General features: G+C 60.4%; 20 protein-coding genes and 2 tRNA genes. 5 read left to right on the top strand and 17 right to left on the bottom strand.

Annotated features, from left to right (window positions below; genetic code table 11):
* Positions 1–65: 65 nt before the first annotated feature.
* From BLR92_RS00550 to sdhC, 4 genes are read right to left on the bottom strand one after another with little or no spacing between them, the layout of a single operon-like run.
* Positions 66–779, bottom strand: a complete 714-nt coding sequence (locus tag BLR92_RS00550) for a succinate dehydrogenase iron-sulfur subunit (protein ID WP_089724481.1) — start codon at positions 777–779, stop codon at positions 66–68.
* A gap of 11 nt (positions 780–790) precedes the next feature.
* Positions 791–2,563 (bottom strand): succinate dehydrogenase flavoprotein subunit, encoded by a 1,773-nt coding sequence (gene sdhA / locus BLR92_RS00545; protein WP_089724479.1) that lies wholly within the window; start codon positions 2,561–2,563, stop codon positions 791–793.
* Positions 2,564–2,566: 3 nt separating this feature from the next.
* Positions 2,567–2,914 (bottom strand): succinate dehydrogenase, hydrophobic membrane anchor protein, encoded by a 348-nt coding sequence (gene sdhD, locus BLR92_RS00540; protein ID WP_089724477.1) that lies wholly within the window; start codon positions 2,912–2,914, stop codon positions 2,567–2,569.
* A complete protein-coding gene (gene sdhC, locus BLR92_RS00535; protein ID WP_217636511.1) occupies positions 2,908–3,285 on the bottom strand; it encodes a succinate dehydrogenase, cytochrome b556 subunit in 378 nt (125 codons plus the stop codon). Before sdhC ends, sdhD begins: the two co-directional genes overlap by 7 nt.
* 421 nt (positions 3,286–3,706) lie before the next feature.
* On the opposite strand from sdhC, the gene gltA reads away from it, so the two are divergent.
* Both gltA and BLR92_RS00525 read left to right on the top strand, forming a co-directional pair.
* Positions 3,707–4,996 (top strand): citrate synthase, encoded by a 1,290-nt coding sequence (gene gltA / locus BLR92_RS00530; RefSeq protein WP_089724475.1) that lies wholly within the window; start codon positions 3,707–3,709, stop codon positions 4,994–4,996.
* 138 nt (positions 4,997–5,134) lie between these two features.
* A complete protein-coding gene (locus tag BLR92_RS00525; RefSeq protein WP_089724473.1) occupies positions 5,135–6,016 on the top strand; it encodes an NAD(P)-dependent oxidoreductase in 882 nt (293 codons plus the stop codon).
* 417 nt (positions 6,017–6,433) lie between these two features.
* On the opposite strand, the gene BLR92_RS00520 is transcribed toward BLR92_RS00525, so the two are convergent.
* From BLR92_RS00520 to BLR92_RS00470, 11 genes are all read right to left on the bottom strand, one after another.
* Positions 6,434–6,509: transfer RNA gene (locus BLR92_RS00520), tRNA-Glu, on the bottom strand.
* A gap of 24 nt (positions 6,510–6,533) precedes the next feature.
* Positions 6,534–6,609: transfer RNA gene (locus tag BLR92_RS00515), tRNA-Ala, on the bottom strand.
* A 68-nt stretch (positions 6,610–6,677) separates the two neighbouring features.
* Complete coding sequence (locus BLR92_RS00510) at positions 6,678–7,592, bottom strand: branched-chain amino acid ABC transporter permease (RefSeq protein WP_089724471.1); 915 nt, start codon at positions 7,590–7,592, stop codon at positions 6,678–6,680.
* A 15-nt stretch (positions 7,593–7,607) separates the two neighbouring features.
* The gene (locus tag BLR92_RS00505; protein WP_089725907.1) at positions 7,608–8,477 is read right to left on the bottom strand and encodes a branched-chain amino acid ABC transporter permease; all 870 of its coding nucleotides are present in this window, start codon (positions 8,475–8,477) and stop codon (positions 7,608–7,610) included.
* Between the two features lie 60 nt (positions 8,478–8,537).
* A complete protein-coding gene (locus tag BLR92_RS00500) occupies positions 8,538–9,758 on the bottom strand; it encodes an ABC transporter substrate-binding protein (protein ID WP_089724469.1) in 1,221 nt (406 codons plus the stop codon).
* A gap of 134 nt (positions 9,759–9,892) precedes the next feature.
* Entirely contained in the window at positions 9,893–11,119 is a 1,227-nt protein-coding gene (locus BLR92_RS00495; RefSeq protein WP_089724467.1) for an ABC transporter substrate-binding protein, read from the bottom strand.
* 49 nt (positions 11,120–11,168) lie between these two features.
* Positions 11,169–11,903 (bottom strand): ABC transporter ATP-binding protein, encoded by a 735-nt coding sequence (locus BLR92_RS00490; protein ID WP_089724465.1) that lies wholly within the window; start codon positions 11,901–11,903, stop codon positions 11,169–11,171.
* Positions 11,896–12,648, bottom strand: coding sequence for an ABC transporter ATP-binding protein (locus tag BLR92_RS00485; RefSeq protein ID WP_089724463.1), 753 nt, complete (start codon positions 12,646–12,648; stop codon positions 11,896–11,898). Before BLR92_RS00485 ends, BLR92_RS00490 begins: the two co-directional genes overlap by 8 nt.
* Before the next feature lie 157 nt (positions 12,649–12,805).
* Positions 12,806–13,930: a zinc-dependent alcohol dehydrogenase family protein gene (locus BLR92_RS00480; RefSeq protein WP_089724461.1), complete on the bottom strand. Its 1,125-nt coding sequence runs from the start codon at positions 13,928–13,930 to the stop codon at positions 12,806–12,808.
* Between the two features lie 157 nt (positions 13,931–14,087).
* Positions 14,088–15,566, bottom strand: coding sequence for a glutamate--tRNA ligase (gene gltX / locus BLR92_RS00475; protein WP_089724460.1), 1,479 nt, complete (start codon positions 15,564–15,566; stop codon positions 14,088–14,090).
* 73 nt (positions 15,567–15,639) lie between these two features.
* Positions 15,640–16,536, bottom strand: a complete 897-nt coding sequence (locus BLR92_RS00470; RefSeq protein ID WP_089724459.1) for a LysR family transcriptional regulator — start codon at positions 16,534–16,536, stop codon at positions 15,640–15,642.
* Positions 16,537–17,011: 475 nt separating this feature from the next.
* Between BLR92_RS00470 and BLR92_RS00465 the strand changes: the two genes are divergently transcribed.
* From BLR92_RS00465 to BLR92_RS00455, 3 genes are all read left to right on the top strand, one after another.
* Complete coding sequence (locus tag BLR92_RS00465) at positions 17,012–17,593, top strand: helix-turn-helix domain-containing protein (RefSeq protein WP_245703848.1); 582 nt, start codon at positions 17,012–17,014, stop codon at positions 17,591–17,593.
* Between the two features lie 67 nt (positions 17,594–17,660).
* The gene (locus tag BLR92_RS00460; RefSeq protein ID WP_089724455.1) at positions 17,661–17,867 is read left to right on the top strand and encodes a hypothetical protein; all 207 of its coding nucleotides are present in this window, start codon (positions 17,661–17,663) and stop codon (positions 17,865–17,867) included.
* A gap of 755 nt (positions 17,868–18,622) precedes the next feature.
* Positions 18,623–18,847: a DUF2188 domain-containing protein gene (locus BLR92_RS00455; RefSeq protein ID WP_089724453.1), complete on the top strand. Its 225-nt coding sequence runs from the start codon at positions 18,623–18,625 to the stop codon at positions 18,845–18,847.
* Between the two features lie 532 nt (positions 18,848–19,379).
* On the opposite strand, the gene BLR92_RS00450 is transcribed toward BLR92_RS00455, so the two are convergent.
* Together BLR92_RS00450 and BLR92_RS00445 are read right to left on the bottom strand one after the other, a co-directional pair.
* A complete protein-coding gene (locus BLR92_RS00450; RefSeq protein ID WP_089724451.1) occupies positions 19,380–20,444 on the bottom strand; it encodes a phage portal protein in 1,065 nt (354 codons plus the stop codon).
* The gene (locus tag BLR92_RS00445) at positions 20,441–22,219 is read right to left on the bottom strand and encodes a terminase large subunit domain-containing protein (protein WP_089725906.1); all 1,779 of its coding nucleotides are present in this window, start codon (positions 22,217–22,219) and stop codon (positions 20,441–20,443) included. Before BLR92_RS00445 ends, BLR92_RS00450 begins: the two co-directional genes overlap by 4 nt.
* Between the last annotated feature and the right edge of the window lie 57 nt (positions 22,220–22,276).

The following is a 22,276-nucleotide window of genomic DNA, read 5'->3' as shown; positions in this document are numbered from 1 at the left end:
TCAACTTGCGGCATGCGACCGCAAGAGAACACGGCGACTAATGATAACAAGCCACGCGCCACGATTTAAGTGGCATTCGCCATTAGCAGCTCGCGAATCTTGCCGATCGCGCGGGTCGGGTTGAGCCCCTTGGGGCAAACCGCCACGCAATTCATGATACCGCGACAACGGAACACGCTGAACGGATCCTCGAGATCGGCCAGGCGCTCGCGGGTCGCGGTGTCGCGCGAATCGGCGAGGAAACGATAGGACTGCAGCAGACCGGCCGGCCCGACGAACTTTTCCGGATTCCACCAGAACGACGGACAAGCCGTCGAACAGCAGGCACACAGAATGCATTCGTAGAGGCCATCGAGCTTTTCACGGTCCTCGGGCGACTGCAAACGCTCGATGGCCGGCGGCGGGGTGTCGTTCTGCAGGTAGGGCTGGATGCGCTCGTACTGCTTGTAGAAGATACCCATGTCGACCACCAGGTCGCGCACTACCGGCAGGCCGGGCAGCGGGCGCAACACCAACTTGCCACGCTTGTCGACCACCTCGGATAGCGCGGTGACGCAGGCCAGGCCATTGGAGCCGTTCATGTTCATGCCATCGGAGCCACACACGCCTTCGCGGCAACTACGACGGTAGGCCATGGAGCTGTCTTGCTGCTTGATGATCTCGAGGACATTCAGAACCATCAGATCGCGGCCCTGGGTGTCCACCTGGAACTCCTGCATATAAGGTGCGGAGTCGGTTTCCGGATTGTAGCGGTAAACGGATACCTGAAGCATGGACATATCAGATCCCCTTAATAAGTACGGATTTTCGGCTCGAAGGTGTCGACGGTCTTCGGCGAGAAATTCACATCACGCTTACTCAGCTTCTTGTCGAGCGGCGTGTAGATGGAATGCTTCAGCCAATTGACGTCGTCCCGATCCGGATAATCGTAACGGGAATGGGCACCGCGACTCTCCTTGCGCTCGAGCGCGGAGATAGCGGTCGCTTCCGCCACTTCCAGCAGGTTGTCGAGCTCCAGTGCTTCGACGCGCGCGGTATTGAACGCGTTGGACTTGTCGCCGAGATGGGCCTTGCCGATACGCTCACGCAGTTCGGCCAACTGCTTGACCCCTTCCTGCATCTGGTCTTCCTGGCGGAAGACGCCGAACGACCTCTGCATGGTTTCCTGCAACTCGGCACGCAACTCGGGGATGGATTCGCCACCGCTGGATTCGTTCCAGCGATTCATGCGCGCCAGCGCTGCGTCGATATCGGATTCGACGGCATCCAGGTAATCGATGCCCTCGTTGAGCGCGTTCTCGATGAACATGCCGGCCGCGCGCCCGAACACCACCAGGTCGAGCAATGAATTGCCGCCCAGACGGTTGGCGCCGTGCACCGAGACGCAGGCCGCCTCGCCACAGGCGAACAGGCCGTTGACGATGGTGTCGTTGCCGTCGGCGTCGGGCATGATCGCCTGGCCGTGCACGTTGGTCGGCAGCCCACCCATCATATAATGGCAGGTCGGCACCACCGGGATCGGCTCCTGGGCCGGATCGACATGCGCGAAGGTCTTGGCCAACTCGACGATGCCCGGCAGGCGCTTGTTGAGCACCTCCTCGCCGAGGTGATCGAGCTTGAGCAGCACGTGATCGCCGTTTTCGCCACAACCGCGGCCTTCGAGGATCTCCATCACCATGGAGCGAGCGACCACGTCGCGGCCGGCCAAATCCTTGGCGTTAGGCGCGTAACGCTCCATGAAGCGCTCGCCATCCTTATTGATCAGATAGCCACCCTCGCCACGGCAACCTTCGGTCACCAGCACGCCGGCACCGTAGATACCGGTCGGGTGGAACTGCCACATTTCGATATCCTGAACCGGGAAGCCGGCACGCAACGCCATACCGATACCGTCGCCGGTGTTGATCAGGGCGTTGGTGGTGGACGAGAAGATGCGCCCGGAGCCGCCGGTTGCCAGCACCGTGGCTTTCGATTTGATATGTACGACCTCGCCGGTCTCGATACATAGCGCGATGCAGCCGACCACATCGCCGTTGGCATTCTTGACCAGATCCACCGCGTACCACTCGTTGAGGAACACGGTGTTATTCTTCAGATTGTTCTGATACAGCGTGTGCAGCAGGGCATGACCGGTACGGTCAGCGGCGGCACAGGTCCGCGCGGCCTGACCACCCTTGCCGAAATCCTTTGACTGACCACCGAACGGGCGCTGGTAGATGCGCCCGTTATCGAAACGCGAGAATGGCAAACCCATGTGCTCGAGCTCGAAGACCGCCTTGGGCCCCTCGGAACACATGTATTCCGCGGCGTCCTGATCGGTGATGTAGTCACCACCCTTGACGGTATCGTACATGTGCCAGCGCCAGTCATCTTCGGGATCGGCGGAAGCGATGGCACAGGTGATACCGCCCTGGGCGGAAACGGTATGCGAGCGAGTCGGGAAAACCTTGGAGAGAACGGCCGTCTTTCTGCCGGACTTGGCTAGCTCGAGGGCGGTGCGCAGGCCGGAGCCACCACCACCGATGATGATTGCGTCGAATGTCAGGCTACGCATGTTGGACATGGATCAGGCTCCCCACAGGACTTGAACGCCCCACACCAGAAAAACGAAGATGGCAAGCATCACGACGATTTGCACGGCGAAACGAATGCCAGTCGGCTTGATATAGTCGGTGATTACGGTCCACAGGCCGATCCAGGCATGTGCCGCCAGCGAGAGGAATGCCAGCAGGGAGAAGATGCGCATCCAGGTTTGCGCGAAGAGCCCATTCCAGGTGGGGTAATCGAGCGCCGGATGGAATAGCAGATAACCGACCATGAAGATGGTGTAGAGCGCCAGAATGATCGCCGAGACTCGCTGAATCAACCAATCGGACAGGCCGCTACGACCGAAATTAGTGATATTGGTTACCATACCCAGACTCCTGCCAGCACCACCAGAACGGCACTTGCCACCACGGTGATTTGTGCTTTCCTGTTTGCGCTTTCAAGCTCGAGACCGATGCCGCCATCCATCAACAGATGCTTGATACCAGCCACGAAGTGAAAAGCCAGGGCGGACAACAATCCCCAGGCGATCAACTTGGCTAGAATATTCTCATCGAGTGCATGGCGTACGGCTTCGAACCCCTCGGGAGAAGACAGCGAAGCATCCAGCGCCCAAAAGCCGAAAATCAGGCCAATGAAAAGGATGACACCGGTGATACGGTGAGTGATCGAGGTCAGCGCAGGGAGTGGAAACTTTATTGTGGAAAGGTCGAGATTTACGGGTCTTTTGCTATTCACGGCTCTACACACTCTCTTGGCCCGCTCTTGATTCGGTCGGGCATCGAGCCCGAGCGGGCGGTGGTTTGAGGGAGGGTCCCGGCGGTCGATCAGGCGACTCGACCGAGCCTCTTTCCCGCCAGTCGCGCGAGGTGGGATTATAGGGGCTGCCCACAAGTATGACAAATCGTTACCGCCGAAATCCGACTTTAGTGTTACCCTTGGTAACATCAGCACGGCACCGTTACCCTGCCACGCGGCGCTTTCTGAGCGGAAAATACTCATCGCGACGGCAGGCTTACGGGCCGGCACGGCCACTATCGGTTAATTGACAATCCTTTCGACGATTCTATAGTGGGCAAACCTTTTTCAGCCTGCACCCGCCCGCAAGGCAAGCGAGACAACGACTTACGTTCAGCATTCACTATCAGAGGAGGCCGTCATGGCTGGCAAGAAAGCGCAGTTGACAATAGAGGGGCTGGATAAGGCCATCGAGTTCCCGATCTATTCCGGTACCACTGGGCCCGATGTCATCGACGTACGCGACCTCCTGGCCGAAGGTTTCTTCACCTACGACCCCGGTTTCGTCGCTACCGCTGCCTGTGAGTCCGGCATTACTTATATCGATGGCGGCGAAGGCGTGCTACTGCATCGCGGCTACCCCATCGCTCAGTTGGCGAACAACTCCAACTTCGTCGAGCTGAGCTACCTGCTGCTGTTCGGAGAGCTGCCCTCCAAGGAGGAGTACGTCAACTTCGAGAAGACCATTCGCAATCACACCATGGTCCATGAGCAGTTAGCCAACTTCTTCAAGGGTTTCCGGCGTGACGCCCACCCGATGGCGATCCTGTGCGGCGTGGTCGGTGGCCTGGCGGCCTTCTATCACGACAACCTGGATATCACCAAGGAAGAGGAGCGCCGGGTCAGCGCCATTCGCCTGATCGCCAAGATGCCGACGCTGGCGGCGATGTGCCACAAGTACAACATCGGCCAACCGTTCAATTATCCGCGTAACGATCTCAACTATGCCGAAAACTTCCTCTATATGATGTTCGGCAACCCGTGCGAGGAGTACAAGATCAACCCGGTGTTCGCCAAGGCGATGGATCGCATCTTCATGCTGCATGCCGATCATGAGCAGAATGCCTCCACCTCCACGGTGCGCCTGGCCGGTTCCACCGGCGCCAACCCCTTCGCCTGTATCAGTGCCGGCATCGCCGCGCTGTGGGGCCCGGCTCATGGTGGCGCCAACGAAGCCGTACTCAACATGCTCGACGAGATCGGCGACGACTCCGAGGAGAACATCCAGCGTTTCGTCGATCGCGCCAAGGACAAGGACGATCCCTTCCGCCTGATGGGCTTCGGTCACCGCGTCTATCGCAACTTCGACCCGCGCGCCAAGGTCATGAAGGAAACCTGCGACCAGGTGCTCGGCGAGTTGGGCATGGCCGACGATCCCCAGTTGAAGATCGCCAAGCGCCTGGAGCAGATCGCCCTGGAAGACGACTACTTCATCGAGCGCCAGCTCTATCCCAACGTCGACTTCTACTCGGGCATCATTCTCAAGGCGATCGGCGTTCCAGCCAATATGTTCACCGTGGTCTTCGCCGTCTCGCGGACCATCGGCTGGATCTCGCATTGGAACGAGATGATCAGCACCGGCTATCGTATCGGTCGTCCGCGCCAGCTCTACACCGGGCATACCCAGCGTGACTATCCCGAGAAGAACTAACATGCTCGAGAAAGAAACAAGCTGACGATGCGTGGGCCGCCTAATGGGCGGCCCGCTTCGTTTGGGTCACTCGAACTCGCTGCGCGCGATCGACGGTCATAAGAACAGGACACCGCTACTAACGAGAGGACAATCATCATGAGCGAAACGATACGTACCGCCGCCTTCATAGGCCTTGGGGTCATGGGCTATCCCATGGCGGGCCACCTGGCACGCGCCGGTCTCAGGATGCGCGTCTACAATCGCAATGCCGCCAAGGCCGAAGCCTGGATCGCGGAGCATGGCGGCAGCCACCACGCCACACCCCGTGAAGCTGCCGAGGGCGCCGACCTGGTATTGGTCTGCGTGGGCAACGACGACGATGTACGCCAAGTCGTTATCGGCCAGGATGGCGCCTTGGCCGGCATGCGCGACAACGCCGTGCTGGTCGATCATACGACCGCCTCCGCTGACCTGGCGCGCGAGCTCGACCAGGCCTGCCGGGCTCGCAATTGCCACTTTATCGACGCACCGGTCTCCGGCGGCCAGCAAGGCGCCGTGAACGGCGCACTGACCATCATGTGCGGTGGAGAAGATTCGGCATTCGAGCGCGCCCGCCCGAGACTCGCTCACTATGGCAAGGCCGTCACGCTGCTGGGAGCCTCCGGTGCCGGCCAGATGACCAAGATGGTCAACCAGATATGCATAGCCGGCCTGGTGCAAGGACTTGCCGAAGGCCTGCACTTCGCCGAGCGCGCCGGACTCGATCGCGAGCAAGTCATCGCAGTGATCTCACAGGGCGCGGCGGGCTCCTGGCAAATGGTCAATCGCCATAGCACCATGATCGCCGACGATTACGACCATGGCTTTGCCGTGGACTGGATGCGCAAGGACCTGAATATCTGCCTCGCCGAAGCGCGCCGACTTGACGCCAGACTACCGGTGACCGCGCTGGTGGATCAGTTCTACGGCGATATCCAAGCCATGGGTGGCGGCCGCTGGGATACCTCTTCGCTGCTCAAGCGTTTGCAGCGCGACTGAGTGCTTGACAATGCCCCGGCGAGCCGATTAGCCGGGGCTAATACAGAGCAGGTTTTGCACACCTTAAAACCCCGTTTTTGCCACCCCAGTGCTTTTCCACACTTTCTGTGGATAAGGCTGTTCACAACCACTAGAAAACGTCGTCTAATCGCCATGACAAGCGGCCTGGCTACAAATTGCCTAATTTTTAACCAGAGGTAACTTGCTGTTTTTAAAGAATTTTTTCACGAAACGCACAACCATGGGCCTGAACAACGAACTATGCACAAGACATTGATTCTAGGTGTACGGGTGGGGACAAGTCGGCGTTAAAGTCAACTCGGAATTAGTAGAAAATCACTAAAAATACCTAGCGAAGCCAGTCTTGACTGCCAACGCAGCGAGGAGAAAAGTAAACGGGAATAGCAGGGAAAGAGGTGGCGTCCCATAGGGGGTTCGAACCCCTGTTACCGCCGTGAAAGGGCGGTGTCCTGGACCACTAGACGAATGGGACGTTGTTGCGGCGTTTTGCGAGAAATGGTGGAGCCTATCGGGATCGAACCGATGACCTCGACGCTGCCAGCGTCGCGCTCTCCCAGCTGAGCTAAGGCCCCGAACCGCAAAGATGTCTCGCGAGAACGGGGCGTATATTATCCATACGCCTCTGAGTCGTCAACACTTTTTAGCTTCGAGATCGCAACAGGCGGGCCAACTCGCCGACGATGCCCCTGCGGAATGTCAGCACGCAGACCACGAAAATGCCACCGATGATGACATTGATCCATGAGCCCATGGCACTGAGCTCGTTGTACATGGCGACGATGGCGGTTGCTCCCACGACCGGGCCAAACAGGGTTCCCATGCCGCCCAATAGCGTCATCAGCACGACCTCGCCCGACATCGGCCAGTGCACGTCGGTCAGCGACGCGAACTGGAACACGATGGCCTTGGTGGCCCCGGCCGTACCGGCCAGCGTGGCCGAGAGAATGAAGGCCATGAGCTTGAAGCGATCGACATTGTAGCCCAGCGATATCGCCCGCGGCTCGTTCTCGCGAATAGCCGTGAGCACTTGGCCGAAGGGTGAATGGATGGCGCGGTAAATGATCAGGAAGCCGATCATGAAAATCGCGAAGACCGTGTAGTACATCGCCAATGGTTGGGACAGGTCGATAACGCCAAAGAGCTGACCGCGTGGAATGCCCTGCAAACCGTTTTCGCCACCGGTGAACTCTAGCTGGAGCGAAAGGAAGTAGATGATCTGAGCCAACGCCAGGGTAATCATGGCGAAGTAGATGCCCTGACGGCGGATCGCCAGCTTGCCGAAGATAGCCCCTAGAACCAGCGCGAACAGGGTACCCGTGAGAATCCCGGCCAACGGCGGAAAGCCCCACACCTTGACGACGTGACCGGTGATGTAGGCGGCGCCACCAAAAAACGCGGCATGACCAAAGGAAAGCAGGCCGACATAGCCGAGCAGCAGGTTGAAGGCGCAGGCAAACAACGCAAAGCACAGCAGCTTCATCGCGAACACGGGATAGATGAGGAACGGTGCCGCCAGGCCCAATCCAATCAACAGAACCCAGAAAATACGATTCATTGCGGTAGCGCTTCCTTATTCCTTGCCGAACAGACCGGCCGGTCGAACCAGCAAAACGATCACCATGATGAAAAAGATCACCGTATTGGCTGCCGGCGGATAGATCGCCTTGGTCAGGCCCTGGATCAGACCGAGTGTCAGGCCGGTGACGATGGCGCCCATGATCGAACCCATACCGCCGATGACGACCACGGCGAACACCACGATAATCAGGTTGGCGCCCATCAATGGGCTAACCGAGTAGATAGGTGCCGCCAGCACCCCAGCCAGCGCCGCCAATGCGACGCCAAAGCCGAAGGTCAGCGTCACCATGAGTGGCACGTTGATCCCGAACGCCTGGACCAGCTTGGGGTTCTCCACTCCAGCCCGCAGCACTGCGCCCAGTCGGGTGCGCTCGATCACGAACCAGGTGAGAAAGCACACCACTATCGACATGACGATGGCGAACAATCGGAACTTGGGGAAATACATGAAGCCGAGATTGACAATGCCGTTAAGCGACTCCGGCTGGCCGCCATAGGGAGTGCCGGAAACATTGAAGTAGTTGGTAAAGAAGCCTTGCAGCATCAAGGCGATACCGAAGGTCAGCAGCAGCCCGTAGATATGGTCGAACTGATATAGCCGGCGCAGCATGGTCCGCTCCAGCAGCATGCCGAAGCAACCGACGAGCAGCGGCGCCACGATCAGCGCCGGCCAGAAGCCCAGTTGAAAATCCTCGTAACCGAGCCATGGGCCAATGTATGAATGGCCGATCAATGCCACGAACGCACCCAGCATATAGAGTGCGCCGTGAGCGAAATTGATCACATTGAGCAGACCGAAGATGATGGCCAGGCCCAGGCTCAGCATGGCGTAAAACACGCCGGCACTCAGGCCCAGCATCATCTGCGCCAGGATCAGGTCAAGCGATACATTCACGGCGCAAGGCTCCCCGGTTCGCTTATTTTATTGGTCGATATGCGCACAGGTGCTTTCGGACAGGGGCGGATACGCTTGTTCACCGGGAATGACGCGCGCCACTCCGGCCACGTCCCACTCCCCTTTCGACGCGGACGCTTCCTTGACCTTGAGCAGATACATATCGTGGACCAGCAAGCCATCCGGCCGGATATCGCCACCCTTGGCGAAAAAGTCGTCGATCGTCATCTCGTTGAGCTGGGCGCGCACTGCGTCGGCGTCATCCGTGCCCGCGGCCTTGACCGCGTTCAGATACGCCGTGGTGGCAGAGTACAGCGCCGCATGTGGGAACGTGGGCGCAGCGCCGGTGCGCTCCATGTAACGCTTGGCCCATTCGCGCGACTCATCGTCGTAGTTCCAGTACCAGGCGCTGGTGAACTGCAGGCCCTTGGCGACCTCCTGGCCCAGACTCTTGACGTCGCTGATCAACACCAGCATCCCGGCCAGTTGCTGGCCGCCCTGCACGATGCCGAACGAATCCGCCTGCTTCACCGAGTTCACCGTATCCTGGCCGGCATTGGCCAAGGCAATGACCTCGGCGCCCGAGGCCTTGGCCTGCAACAGATAGGAGGCAAAGTCATTGGTGCCCAACGGCGCAGCGACACTACCGACGACCTCGCCGCCCAGGCTCTCCACGACCTCGGTGGTGTTTTTCTGCAACGAATGTCCGAACGCGTAGTCGGCGGTAATGAAGAACCACTTCTTGCCACCGTTCTTGACGATCGCCGTCGCGGTACCGACCGGCAGCGCATAGGTATCGTAGCCGTAGTGAATGCCGTACTTGGTACAGGCCTCATTGGTCAGCTGCGTGGTCGCCGCGCCGGTGTTCATGGTAATGACGCCTTTATCCGAGGCCAGGCTCTGCACCGCGAGACCCACGGCCGAGTTGGTCAGATCCGTGATCATGTCGACACGCTCCTGGTCGATCCATTCACGGGCGGTGGCCGAGGCAACGTCGGGCTTGTTCTGGTGATCTGCGGAAATCACCCGGATCGGTTGCCCCAATACGCTGCCGCCAAAGTCGTCAACCGCCATCTTGACGGCTCCGACCGCCCCCGGACCGCTGAAGCCGGTGGCATAAACGCCGGACATGTCGCCCAGCACGCCGATTTTGACGTAATCGTTGGACAACGCCTGATCCTGGGCGCTCGCGGCGCCCGCCAGGGTCATGGTGAAGCCACAGGTCGCGGCCAATAGTAGTTTCCTCATTGCCTTCTCCTCCTGAAGCCGGGCCCCCGGCGGTAGTGAGAGCGCGAGTTACACACTCAGGTACTGACCGATACACTCTTTCTCGCTTTCCGTGGGCGGCGGCTCCTCGAGCCTTATCGCCCCACTTGCATACGTTACTTATCGAGTAGCTGGCAGGCGCTTTCGGACAACGGGATGAACGCCTTTTCCCCGGGTATCGTGGCAACCACTTCCAGCAGGTCCCACGGCCCTTCCGATTGCTCGGGCGACTTGGCTTTCACCAGATACATGTCATGCGTCATGAGGCCATTGGGCAGGATATCGCCGCCCTGGACGAACATGTCGTTGATGGTCATGTCGCCCAGCACCTCACGCACGGCATCGGCATCATCGGTACCGGCCTTCTTGACCGCCTCCAGATAAGACAACGTGGCCGAGTACACGCCCGCCTGAACCATCGTCGGCATGGCGCCATGCTTCTCGAAAAAGCGCTGCGACCATTTGCGCGCCTCGTCGCTGCGGTCCCAGTAGAACGCGGTGGTGAACTGCAGGCCCTGGGCGGTTTCCAGACCCAATGCTTTCACGTCGGTGAGGAACACCAGCATGCCGGCCATCTGTTGACCTTGCTCCACGATGCCGAACGAGTTGGCCTGCTTGATGGCGTTGACGGTATCGGAGCCGGCATTGGCCAGCGCGATGACGTCGGCGCCCGATGCCTTGGCCTGGATCAGGTAGGACGCGAAATCGGTAGTTCCGAGCGGCGCCTCGACGCCACCCACGACCTTGCCACCCAGGTTCTCGACGACCATTGAAGTGTTGTCTTCCAGCGAGTGACCGAACGCATAGTCGGCCGTGATGAAAAACCAGGTCTCGCCACCGTTCTTGACGATTGCCGTCGCGGTGCCCACGGGCAATGAATAGGTGTCGTAGACGTAGTGGATGCCGTATTCGGTACATTGGCTCTCGGTCAACTCGGTGGTGCCGGAGCCGGTGTTCATGGTGATGACACCCTTGTCCGACGCCAGGCCCTGCACTGCCAGACCGACCGCCGAATTGTCCAAGCCGGTGATCATGTCGACGTTTTCCCGGTCGATCCATTGACGTGCGGTCGACGATGCCACGGCAGGCTTGTTCTGGTGATCTGAAGAAACCAATTTGATGGGTTTGCCCAGCACGCTACCGCCGAAATCATCGATGGCCATCTGTGCGGCCACGACGGCGCCGGGGCCTTCGAGCGCCTTGTAAACACCGGACATATCGCTGAGCACGCCTACCTTGACGTAGTCGCTGGACAGGCCCTGGCTCTCGTCCTGGGCGGTGCTTGCGCCACTGGCCAGGATCATCGTGAGGCCACAGGTGGCAGCCATTAACATTCGCTTCATTGTTGTTCTCCTCCTGAAGTCGGGCTCCCGGCGGTAGCGAGAGCGCGAGTCACACACTCAGGTATTGGTTGATGCGATCCTTCTTCGTCTCGATTTCCGATGCCTCGATCGTTTCCGCAACCCGACCGTGCTCGATGATGTAGTGACGATCGGCCAATGGCGCCGCGAACCGGAAATTCTGTTCCACCAGCACGATGGTCAGGCCCCGGTCCTTCAAGCTGCGGATGGTTTCACCCAACGCCTGCACGATTACCGGCGCCAGACCCTCGGTGACTTCATCCAGCAACAGCACGCTGGCGCCAGTGCGCAGGATGCGCGCCATGGCCAGCATCTGCTGCTCGCCGCCGGATAGTTGCGTGCCTCGGCTGCTGCGACGCTCCGCCAGATTCGGAAACATCTGGTAGATCTCATCGACACTCATGCCGCCGTCGCCCAGGCGCGGCGGCAGGCTGAGGTTCTCGTCCACGTTGAGGCGCGAGAAGATGCCGCGATCCTCCGGGCAGTAACCCAGCATGCCCATGCGCGCGATGCGGTGCGTGGGCTGTTTGATGATTTCGCTGCCGTTTACTCGAATCGAACCGGTACGCCGATCGACCAGCCCCAGGATCGACTTGAGTGTGGTCGTGCGACCGGCGCCGTTACGTCCCAACAGAGTGACGACCTCGCCCTCGTTCACGGTAAAATCGATGCCGTGCAGGATATGAGATTCGCCGTACCAGGCATTCAAGCCCTCGATACGCAGCAACTCCCGGCCCCGGGCCTGTGTTTGTGCTTGTTCAGGCATCCGCGGTTCCCATGTAAGCCTCCCTCACGGCCTTGTTACGCGAGACTTCTTCGTAAGGCCCTTCGGCAAGAATCTCGCCCTGATTGAGCACGCTGATGGTATCGGCCAGCGAGGCCACGACACCCAGATTATGCTCCACCATGAGAATGGTACGGTCCGCGGCGACCTGTTTTATCAGCGCCGTGATCTTGCCCACGTCCTCGACGCTCATGCCCTGGGTGGGTTCATCGAGCAGCATCAGCGCCGGGTCGAGCGCCAGTGTCGTGGCGATCTCGAGCGCGCGCTTGCGTCCGTAGGCCAGTTCGACGCTGATGTCGTCGGCAAAATCCGCCAGTCCCACGGCGTCGAGCAGTTCCATCGCGCGCTCATCCAGGGAATCCAATACCTTGTCGGAACGCCAGAAATGGTAGGAGTAGCCCAGGCGCCGCTGCAGCGCCACGCGCACGTTGTCGCGCACGCTCAGATGGGGAAACACCGCGGATATTTGAAAGGATCGGACGATACCGTGATCGGCGATGTCCGCCGCCTTGCGGTGGGTGATGTCTTTGCCGTCGTAGATGATGTTGCCCGCCGACGGCGAAAGGAATTTGGTGAGTAGATTGAAAACCGTGGTCTTGCCGGCGCCATTGGGGCCGATCAGCGCATGAATCGTACCGTGCTTGACCCGCAGGTTGACGTCCTTGACCGCGGTAAAACCCTTGAAGACCTTGGTCAGCCCCTGAGTTTCAAGAATATGCGTACTCATTTCGACGCAGTCCGCTGGCTCATTATTGTTTTATTGCCGCTGAGTTTCATGTTCCGCCTATCCACTCATTGGATACCATGTCATGCAGCATGCATGGCGGCCTCATCATGTGCCATACGACTTATGCTTAATATAGAGGACTTTATTTAAACCTCGGCTAGAACGTCACCACCTGGCGAATCGCCTCGCCGCTGGCCAGACGCTCGAAGCCGATATTGATCTCGTCGAGCGACAGTCGATGCGTCAGCAGCTTATCGATCGGGAGGCGGCCCGCCTGATAGAGCGCGATATATTCGGGAATGTCGAGCTTGGGTACGTGCCCGCCCAGATAGGAGCCCTTAAGGCTGCGCTCCTCGGCCACCATTTGCACCGGACTGATCGACACGCGTGTATCCGGATGCGGCAACCCGGCGGTGACCGTAGTGCCGCCTCGGGCCGTGGCGGCGAAGGCGAATTCCAGCGCCGAGGGCACGCCGGCAAATTCCGCGGCAACGTTGACGCCACCGCCGGTCAGATCCCGCACCTGTTGCAACGCCTTCTCGTCTCGTGGATCCACGCTGGCCGTAGCGCCCAGCTCCCTGGCCTTGTCCAGCTTGGCCGGGTCGATATCTGCGGCGATCACCTGCGAAGCGCCGCCGGCGAGCGCGCCCAATACCGCCGACAGCCCCACGCCACCCAGGCCGACCACCAGCACGCTCTGACCCAGACGCAGGTTCGCCGTGTGAATCACGGCACCCACGCCAGTGAGCACGGCGCAGCCGAACAGCGCCGCGATATCGTACGCCAGCGCCGGGTCGATCTTGACCAGCGACTCGCGCGCCACCACGGCGTATTCCGCGAAGCCGGAAATACCCAGGTGGTGGTGGATACCGCTACCGTCTTGCGCCAAACGCCGCTCGCCACCGAGCAATGTACCCTCGTTGTTGGCCTTGGCGCCGTGGGTGCACAGGGCCGCGCGACCGTCGGCGCAATAGCCGCAATGACCGCAACTGGGCACGAATGAGCAAACCACATGGTCGCCCACGGCGAAGTCGTGTACTCCCGCGCCGACTTCGATCACCTCGCCGGCGGCTTCGTGGCCGAGCACCATGGGAACCGGTCGCGACCGATTGCCGTCGATCGTCGACAGGTCGGAATGACACAGACCGGCGGCATGGATCTTCAGCAGCAGCTCACCATGCCCTGGCCCCGACAACTCGAAGGTCTCGATCGCCAACGGTCGGGTCTCGCTGTACGGGCGCTCGACCGGACGGGCGCGTAAAATCGCCGCTCGCGTGTGCATGGTGCTTTCCTCAAAGTCGAAACCGTGGCGATAGTGAAAACCATAGCGGCTTATGCCAGCTTATCAACGTACCACTTCGCACATCGGCACGCGTAGGCGTGCCGTTATCGACTTTCGACTATGCAATCACGAGCTCGGCCCGGAGCCGGCTAGCGAATCACAGTTCGCGAAATTCCTTCTCGAACTTCTTGGCCTGCTTCTTGGAAACGCCACCCAGCACGTCGACGGCGTGGCGTAGTCTCGCCCGGGTCACGTCCGAGCCGAGGATGGCCATGGCATCGATGACCGAGGTCGACGTCGCCGAGCCGGTGATCGCAATGAACACCGGCGCCAGCAGCACCTTCATCTTCAAATCGAAAAACTCACCCAGCCGCTTGATCTCGGCCAGCAGGCTCTCCTTGTCCCAGCGCGACACGGCCTCCAGGCGCCAGATCAGAAATTGCAGCAGCTTGACCAGTTCGCCGCGTTCGAGCTTGATCTCGGCGAAGCTGTGCTCGTCGATACGCGGCAGCCCGGCGAAGAAATGCCCGGCCAGCGGCATGACATCGGACAGCGTCTCGATGCGCGGGCGTACCTGCGGCAGTATCCGGCCGACGTAGGCCTCGTTGAAGGCCCAGTCACGCAGCGCCTCGAGCAGCGCTGCGTCATCGAGGTCCTCGCGAATGTACACGCCGTTCAGCCAGGTCAGCTTCTCCAGGTCGAACACCGGCCCGCCCAGCGATACGCGCTGAATATCGAAGTGCGCCATCATTTCGTCGAGGGTGAATTTCTCGCGCTCATCGGGCATCGACCAGCCCATGCGGCCCAGGTAGTTGATCACCGCCTGCGGCAGAAATCCCATGCGGCGGTAATAATTGATCGAGGTCGGGTTCTTGCGCTTGGAGAGCTTGGATTTATCGGGATTGCGCAGCAGCGGCATGTGGCACAGCACCGGCATGTCCCAACCGAAGTATTCGTACAACAACTGGTGCTTGGGCGCCGAGTTGATCCACTCCTCGCCACGCAATACATGGGTGATCGCCATCAAATGGTCATCGACCACGTTGGCCAAGTGATAGGTCGGCATGCCATCGGACTTGAGCAGGATCTGCGCATCGACCTGCGCCCAGTCGACCTCGATGTCACCGCGCAGCATGTCGTTGACGACACAGGTGCCCTCGCCCGGCACTTGCATACGCACCACATGGGGCCAGCCCTCGGCTTCACGCCGCGCCACCTCATCGGCCGGCAGCGCCAGATCCGCCGGCTTGAGCGCCAGGTGCAATCCTTCAGCCTTGCGTGCCTCGCGCAGTTCGTCGAGCTCCTCGCTGGTGCGGTAGCACTTGAAGGCATGACCGGCCTCGAGCAGTCGGCGCGCGTGCTCAGCGTAGATATCGCCGCGCTCGCTCTGTCGGTACGGGCCATGCGGGCCGCCGACATCGGGGCCTTCGTCCCATTCCAGACCCAGCCAGCGCAGCGAGTCGAAGATCATCTGCTCCGATTCGGCGGTCGAGCGCTGACGATCGGTGTCCTCGATGCGCAGAATGAACTGGCCGCCATGCTGGCGAGCGAAGCATAGATTGAACAGTGCAATGTAGGCGGTGCCGACATGCGGGTCGCCGGTGGGTGACGGGGCGATTCGAGTGCGTACGGTCATCTCATCCGTTCCGTTGGCTCAGTGAATGCCGGGCATTATACGCACTCGCCATCCGCCCAGCAGCCGTGACGACCTAGAGCACCAGGTTTTCGCGAAACCACTCGGTAATGAAATCCAGATAGGCACGCGTCTTGTCGGGGAGGTACTTGCGCGACCGGAACAGCACCAGCATGCTGCCGTGCTCATTCCAATACGGTTGCAGAAGTGGCACCAACTCACCGTTGGCGACCGCGGCGCGCGCGGAAAACGTGGGCAGATAGGCCAGCCCGAAACCGGCCTTGGCGGCTTCGACCACACCCAATAGATTATTGATCACCAGCCGCGAATTGGGCTCGACATCCAGGGGTTGGCCGTTGAGCGAGAAGCGCCAGTGAGCGCCCAAATCGTAATTGCCGTAAAACACGCTATCGTGCTCGGCGATATCGCGAGGATGCTGCGGCCTCTCGGCGCGCGCCAGATACTCCGGCGCGGCATATAAACCGTAGACCACCTTGCACAAGGGGCGGGACACCAGACTCGATGCCGGCAAGGGCCCCATGCGAATGGCTAGGTCGACCGAGTCGTCGATCGGCTCGAAGCGCTGATCCTCGAGCAGTATCTCCACCGCGATATCCGGATAGCGGCGCATGAATGCCGTGGTGGGTATCGCCAGATACATGAAGCCGAAGCTGACCTGGGCGCTGACCTTGAGTTGTCCGCGCGGGCGCGCCGTCACCGATTGCACTTGCGCCTCGGCAGCGGCCAGTTCGTCACGAATGCGCAGGCCGTGCTCGTAGTAGATCTGGCCGGCCTCGGTAATATGCAGCGAGCGAGTGGAGCGGTTGAGCAGGCTCACTCCCAACTCCTCCTCCAGCGCCGCGACCCGCTTGGAGGCCAACGACTTTGAAATACCCAAGCGTCTTGCCGCCGCGGTAAAGCTCTTGGCGCGCACCACTTCAACGAAAACCTTCAAGGCATCCAATGTCGCCAAGCGGAACCTCCGGGTTATTGAATAGCAAAGGTTTCCATTTTGGAAACACTGGTTTTCAATTGTACCCACTTATTCCGCAAAGCACGACTACCTATACTGCGTGCATCTGCCGACGAAACGCCATCGTTTCATCGGCGGAACCATCGCCCGGGCAACCCGCGCCGATGGAGCCTTCAGTGCAACGATACTTAGCGCCAACGGCTGCTCGCCGAGCAGTCGGCGCCTTTTACCCCGGCCACGGGAATCTACGGCTCCAGGCCTGCTGACACCGCGACCCAACCAGCGTATACATTTCACCTGCGCGATAGACTAAGCTAGTTTCCTGCCGGCGCCTCATTCCTAAATTGGAATGAGTATCCTTAACCCGAAACAAACTTCGGCAATGTCTAGTTATGCTAACGCGTTCACGTTATGGCGAGATGCATCGATGGACGCATTGGGATCCCGCATAAAACGGCTACGAGTGCAGGCTCGCTTGAGCAAAGCCGCCCTCGCGCGCCGAGTCGGCGTCTCCGACGTCACCATTTCCTATTGGGAATCGGGCACGATAAAACAGATCGGGCATGAGCGCTTGCTGGCGCTCGCCGAGGCACTCGACTGTACACTCAGTGACCTGCTGGATGGCACACCCGCTCCGCCTGTCCAGGGTGGGGTGTTGTATATGCAAGTACATCAACCCGCTCCCTGGCTACGCCAGGGAAAAACCCTCATGCCGCTTCTCGGCGGGTTGCCAGTGCCGCACCTGACCCGCGACTGTCATCTGGTGACTCCAGGCAACGGCGAGCGTTTCGATTTCCTTGCCGAGGGCGACCTGGCGGCTATCCTGCCACTCAAGAATTTCGATAGAGACGGCCTGTACGTGCTCGAGCGCTTCGATCAACTGGTGATTCGTTACCTTTCGAAAACCCTCGATGGCGACGTCAGCATCAGCGATGAATCGCAGCATCTGGATACCGTTGCCCCGGAAACACTGTCCTTCACGCTGGTCGGCCAGGTGCGCGCCCGCTGGCGGCTGGACAATATCGACGCCCTGGGGTGGGTGAGCGTGCCCCAATAACGCGACTTGCGAGGCTGGCTATCCGGACCTACGTTGCAAAAAGCGCTAGCAGCGAAGGAGCCGGCTCATGCCCATGCTATTCGACAGCTACGAAGATGCCAGCGACTGGTATGCCACCAGCGATTACAAGGAGCTGCAATGGTATGATGGATTCGAGGAAGAACAGCTCATCGAATTCGCCTACCGCAGCGGCTCCGATCACGACGGTGAAGACGATCTAATCGCCGCTTTTCTGCGCGAACAAGGCGAAGACCCCGAGGATTATGGCCTGTAAACCTGGCTTGCAGTTCTCTTTGGCTGATCGTCACCAGCGCTTGAAAACCACCGATAAAAAGACCCCGACCGATGGGCGGTCGGGGGTTCGTCGAGGGGCGACACCGCCGCAGCCGGCAAGCCAGCGCTGCAACGACACCGACATGGCCAATCTGCCAGCTTTCGAGCAGTAGTGAATTAACCCAGGTTAATCATCCCGCAAAAAATTCAGCACGATTGCGTTGTCGTCTGCAGTACCCGACCACTTCGACGCGACATTATCGACGGCTCATTCTCGCTGGCTGAAACACGACTCGCGTGCTGATAGAATACTCGGCCAACTCAGCTTTCTGTCTATGCATACCGCCATGGCCAATCTTGACCGTACCTTCTCTGTCGCGCCGATGATGGATTGAAGAACTCTCCCGCAACCATGCGCCTGGTAGCCTCCGAGTAGCAGATTTGTAGCAACCTCTCCGATATCTATCCCGTTTCTCGTCGATCTCCAATCGAGTGCCGCCCAGCCATTTAAACCGCCTGTGGAAAACCGCATCGATCTGCATGGATCCGAATAATAAATGATCTCCCGAAAACTCCTGCGCAGCCCAGCAACGGCGGCCCTCGGCTCATAGTGCATGAGCGTCTAAAAACTGATCTGTTTAGAGCGCGGGCGGGGCGGGGTGTCGACGGCGCGCGATGGGGCGCCGCTAGGGGCTGGCGGCTGCAGCTGGCGGTGATGGTCTACGCTGCTGATGAAGCCAGCGATCAGGAGCTCACATGGACAACTATCACATCAGCAAAGATGGCGAGACTTGGAAGTTCCAGAAGACAGGCAGTGACCGAGCGATCAAGCGCAGTGGCACCAAGGCGGAAGTGGTGGACTACATGCGCGAGTACATGGACGGGAAGACCGGCTCGGTGAAGATTCACAAGGAAGACGGCACGATCCAGGAAGAGCGTACCTACCCGCGTGGTGCGGATCCAAGACGCACGCCAGGCTGAACCAAGAGGCCGCCCCATCTGGGCGGTCTGACTTTCGAGCTTACCGGTTGCGCGTCCCTCTACCGTGTAGCGAATCTGAGCGGTGTTTATGACGAGCCCGGCGAACGCCGCCGCATCTCGATGCGATCTCATCTTGTCGAGTTCGCTGCGTTCAGCGAGACTGCTTGAGTACGAATAACTACAAAGGATGACCAGGGAAATGATGAGACCAATTTTCACATTGATGCTTGTTTCAGTTCTCACCGCTTGTGCGACGGCCAGCGAAACCTACACACCAAGTGGAGCAAAGGGATACACGATTGATTGCTCGGGCAGTGCGCTCAACTGGGGATACTGTACAAAAAAGGCGGGTAACCTCTGTGGAGCTAAAGGTTATAGCATCCTTCAGCGCACTGGTGACCAGTCCACAATGGTAACTGGTAACCAGTTCGGCTTGTTTAGTTCTCCGATTGTCAATCGATCCATGACCATTCAGTGTGGACCAAATAGCTAAGCCGCCCAGTGGACGGCTTCGTTCCTGCGCGGTCTTGCATCACTTCGTGGGATCCAGCGACGAGCCCCCGTCGCCATCCAGGGAGTACGGCCGAAACCGGACGATCTCCTCGCCCATCCGCTCGTTGATCTCCATCATCGTCGCCTGCAGCGGCTCGAGCTCGTTGGCGACGAACACCTTGGCCGCCTTCTCGACGTCACCGAACCCACCGGTGTTCTGCGGGATGATGCCCATCAGCTGCGGTGGAATCCGATGCCCTGCAAGCTGGTCGTCGCGGGTGATCGACTTGATGTTCCAGAAGTCATCCTTCGCCGCCACCTCGCTGACCGGGATCACTTGCACCCCATCCTTTTTCCCGTTGGGCGAGTAGAGAAACAGGTTGCGGAAGTTGCCCGGCCCCTTGCTCTCCTTGAGGGCCTGGCGCATCGCATCGATGTCTTTCTGGTCATGCGCCGGGTCGTTGACGTACATGATGAACCCGGCATGCGAGCCGTTGAGGTAATAGCGCCTGCGGAACAGCGTCGCGCTCTCGTTGAGCCAGGCGCTCTGCAGGCTGCCGATATAATCCGGCACGCCGTAGATCGACTGATCGATGTCCGGCTCGAGCAGATGCACCACCCGCCCTTTCGGCAGCTCGACCCGGTCCAGGTAGTTGGGCACCCACCAGTAGCGATCAGCCTGCTTGCCGCCGCGGCGCACGTACTTGGCGCGCAGGTGGCGGAACGGCAACGGCTTGCCCAGCCGGCCCCGCACTTCCTCGAGGTAGCCGTTGCCGAACACCAGATAATCCAGGGCGAGTGCCGAGAAAGCCTGGCGGCCCAGCAGCGGGTGCGGCTGGAACGTCCTCAGCAGGATATTGCGCTTCACCTGCAAGGCCGAGCCGTGATGCGCCGTCGCCCGGTAGGACTTCGCCAGAACCGACAACGGCACCGGCGGCTCGTACCACTCGTCGCCCGAAAGCCACACCCCCTCGTAGAACACGTCGCGCATGCTCGTGACCGGCTCCGGATCGCCGAAGCTGAACGCCTCCATCCGCCCCGGGCCGCTGCCGTCGGTCTTATACGCCGGCACTCGGATGCGCGGCTTGTCTGCGGTCGTGCTCATTCGTAGATCTCCATCACGGATTGGCCGGCGCCCTCGGCGGGGCCGTCGATCGGTTCGTGGCTCAGCGCATGCATCGTCGCCCACGCCAGGTCGGCGTGGCCGGTCGCCTTGCTGCGCCCGCTTGTGTAGGTGTACTGACGGCCGGACGGCGTCAGCTCGCGCTTGATCGCCATGAACGATTGCGCCAGGTCGCTCCAACCGGCGTCGAACTCCAGCCGGTTCTTGCGCATGATCTGCTGGGCCTGCATCACCAGGCGGCCCTTCACCGCCGGGTCGTAGCGGTAGCGGGTGACGGTCGGGAACCACTTCGCCACGTGCTCGGCCACCGCCTCGCCCAGCCCGCTGACATCGATGCCGATATGCTCGATGCGATAGGTGTCGCGGAAGCGCTTGATGAACGCCGCCTGAGCCTCGTAGTCCTCGCCTTTCAGCCGATGCCGCTCGAGCACCCGGTGCTTCTCTTCGGCCGAGCGCGCCGGTAACACCACCACCAGGCCCGCGCCGTCGCCATCCTCGCCGGTGCCGGTCGGGTCGTAGCCGATCCACACGCCCCGATCGCCCACCGGGCGCGGTGCGAACGGCCGGTAGTCGTCCCACACCTCCCAGCTGTCGACCATGCAGGGGTGCACCATCGCCAGCGGAAACGCGCTCTGCGAATCGTCGACGAACTGGCACATCAGCAGGTTCGCGAACTCCTCGTCGGAGTACTCGAGGCGCAGTTGCTCCAGATCGAACAGGTCGCAGCCGCCGGCGATCGCATCCTCCACCGTGACGATCTGCCGCCACTGACCATCGGCGCACAGCTGTCCACCGGCGCAGGCCGCGTGGGACACATCGAAATCGGCGCGATCCGCCTTGGCGCGGCGCTTGTTGAACAGCTCGCCGGACCAGAACGGGTAGGCCTCGTGCCCCAGACTCGACGGCGTCGAGAAGTACGTCTGGCGCCACTTCTTGTGCATCGCCATGCCGCTGGTGACTTTCCGAAACTCCTGGAAGCGATGGATCCAGAAGTACTCGTCCAGATAGACGTCGCCGTGGTAGCCCTGCGCGGTCTTGCTGTTGGTGCCGAGGAAGTGCAGCTCCGCGCCGTTGTCCAACACCAGCGGATCGCCCTTGAGCTCCACGTCGCAGGTGTCCTTCACGAACTGGACGATGTAGTTCTTGAAGATATGGGCCTGCGCCTTCGAGGCACTCAAGAAGATCTTGTTGCGGCCCGTCTCGAAGGCATCGACGATCGCCTCCCGGGCGAAGAACCAGGTCGCGCCGATCTGGCGGCTCTTGAGGATATTGCGGATCCGGTGCTTCTGACCGGCGTCGTACCAGGTCGCCTGGTATTCGAACAGCGAGTCGTGAAACGCCGCCTTGAGCAGCTCGAGCTGTTCCTCGTCGAGGTGGTTGCGCCGCTGCTTGCGCTTGCGCGGCGCCTCGTTGCGGGCGTTGATGGCCGGGTTGAGATCGGCCTCCTTGCCGCTTTCCTGGTAGCGGTGCACCCGCGCGATCCGCTCCATCTGCCGGCCCAGCAGATCGAGCTCCTTGTAGTCCCGCCCCTCCTTCGGCTCCTTGGCGATCAGCTGCACCATGCGCGCTTCGAGCGCCCCCTCGACCCGCTCGGTCGGGGTGGCCTCCGCCCAGCGGTCGCGCTGCTTCCAGCTATGCACCGTGGCGGCTTTCTCGCCGATCAGCTCGGCGATACGCGCGACTCGCCAGCCCTGCCAGTACAGGTGTCGGGCCGTCAGGCGTGGGGATTCAAGGGTATCGGGGGGCATCGTCGTCATGCCGCCAGCGTAACCGCGCGCGGCAGCGGGCAATTCGTCATCCCGTTGTGAATCAGG

This window comes from Modicisalibacter muralis, from assembly GCF_900102945.1.
GTDB lineage: Bacteria > Pseudomonadota > Gammaproteobacteria > Pseudomonadales > Halomonadaceae > Modicisalibacter > Modicisalibacter muralis.
This window is presented reverse-complemented; position numbering and strand designations above follow the sequence as displayed.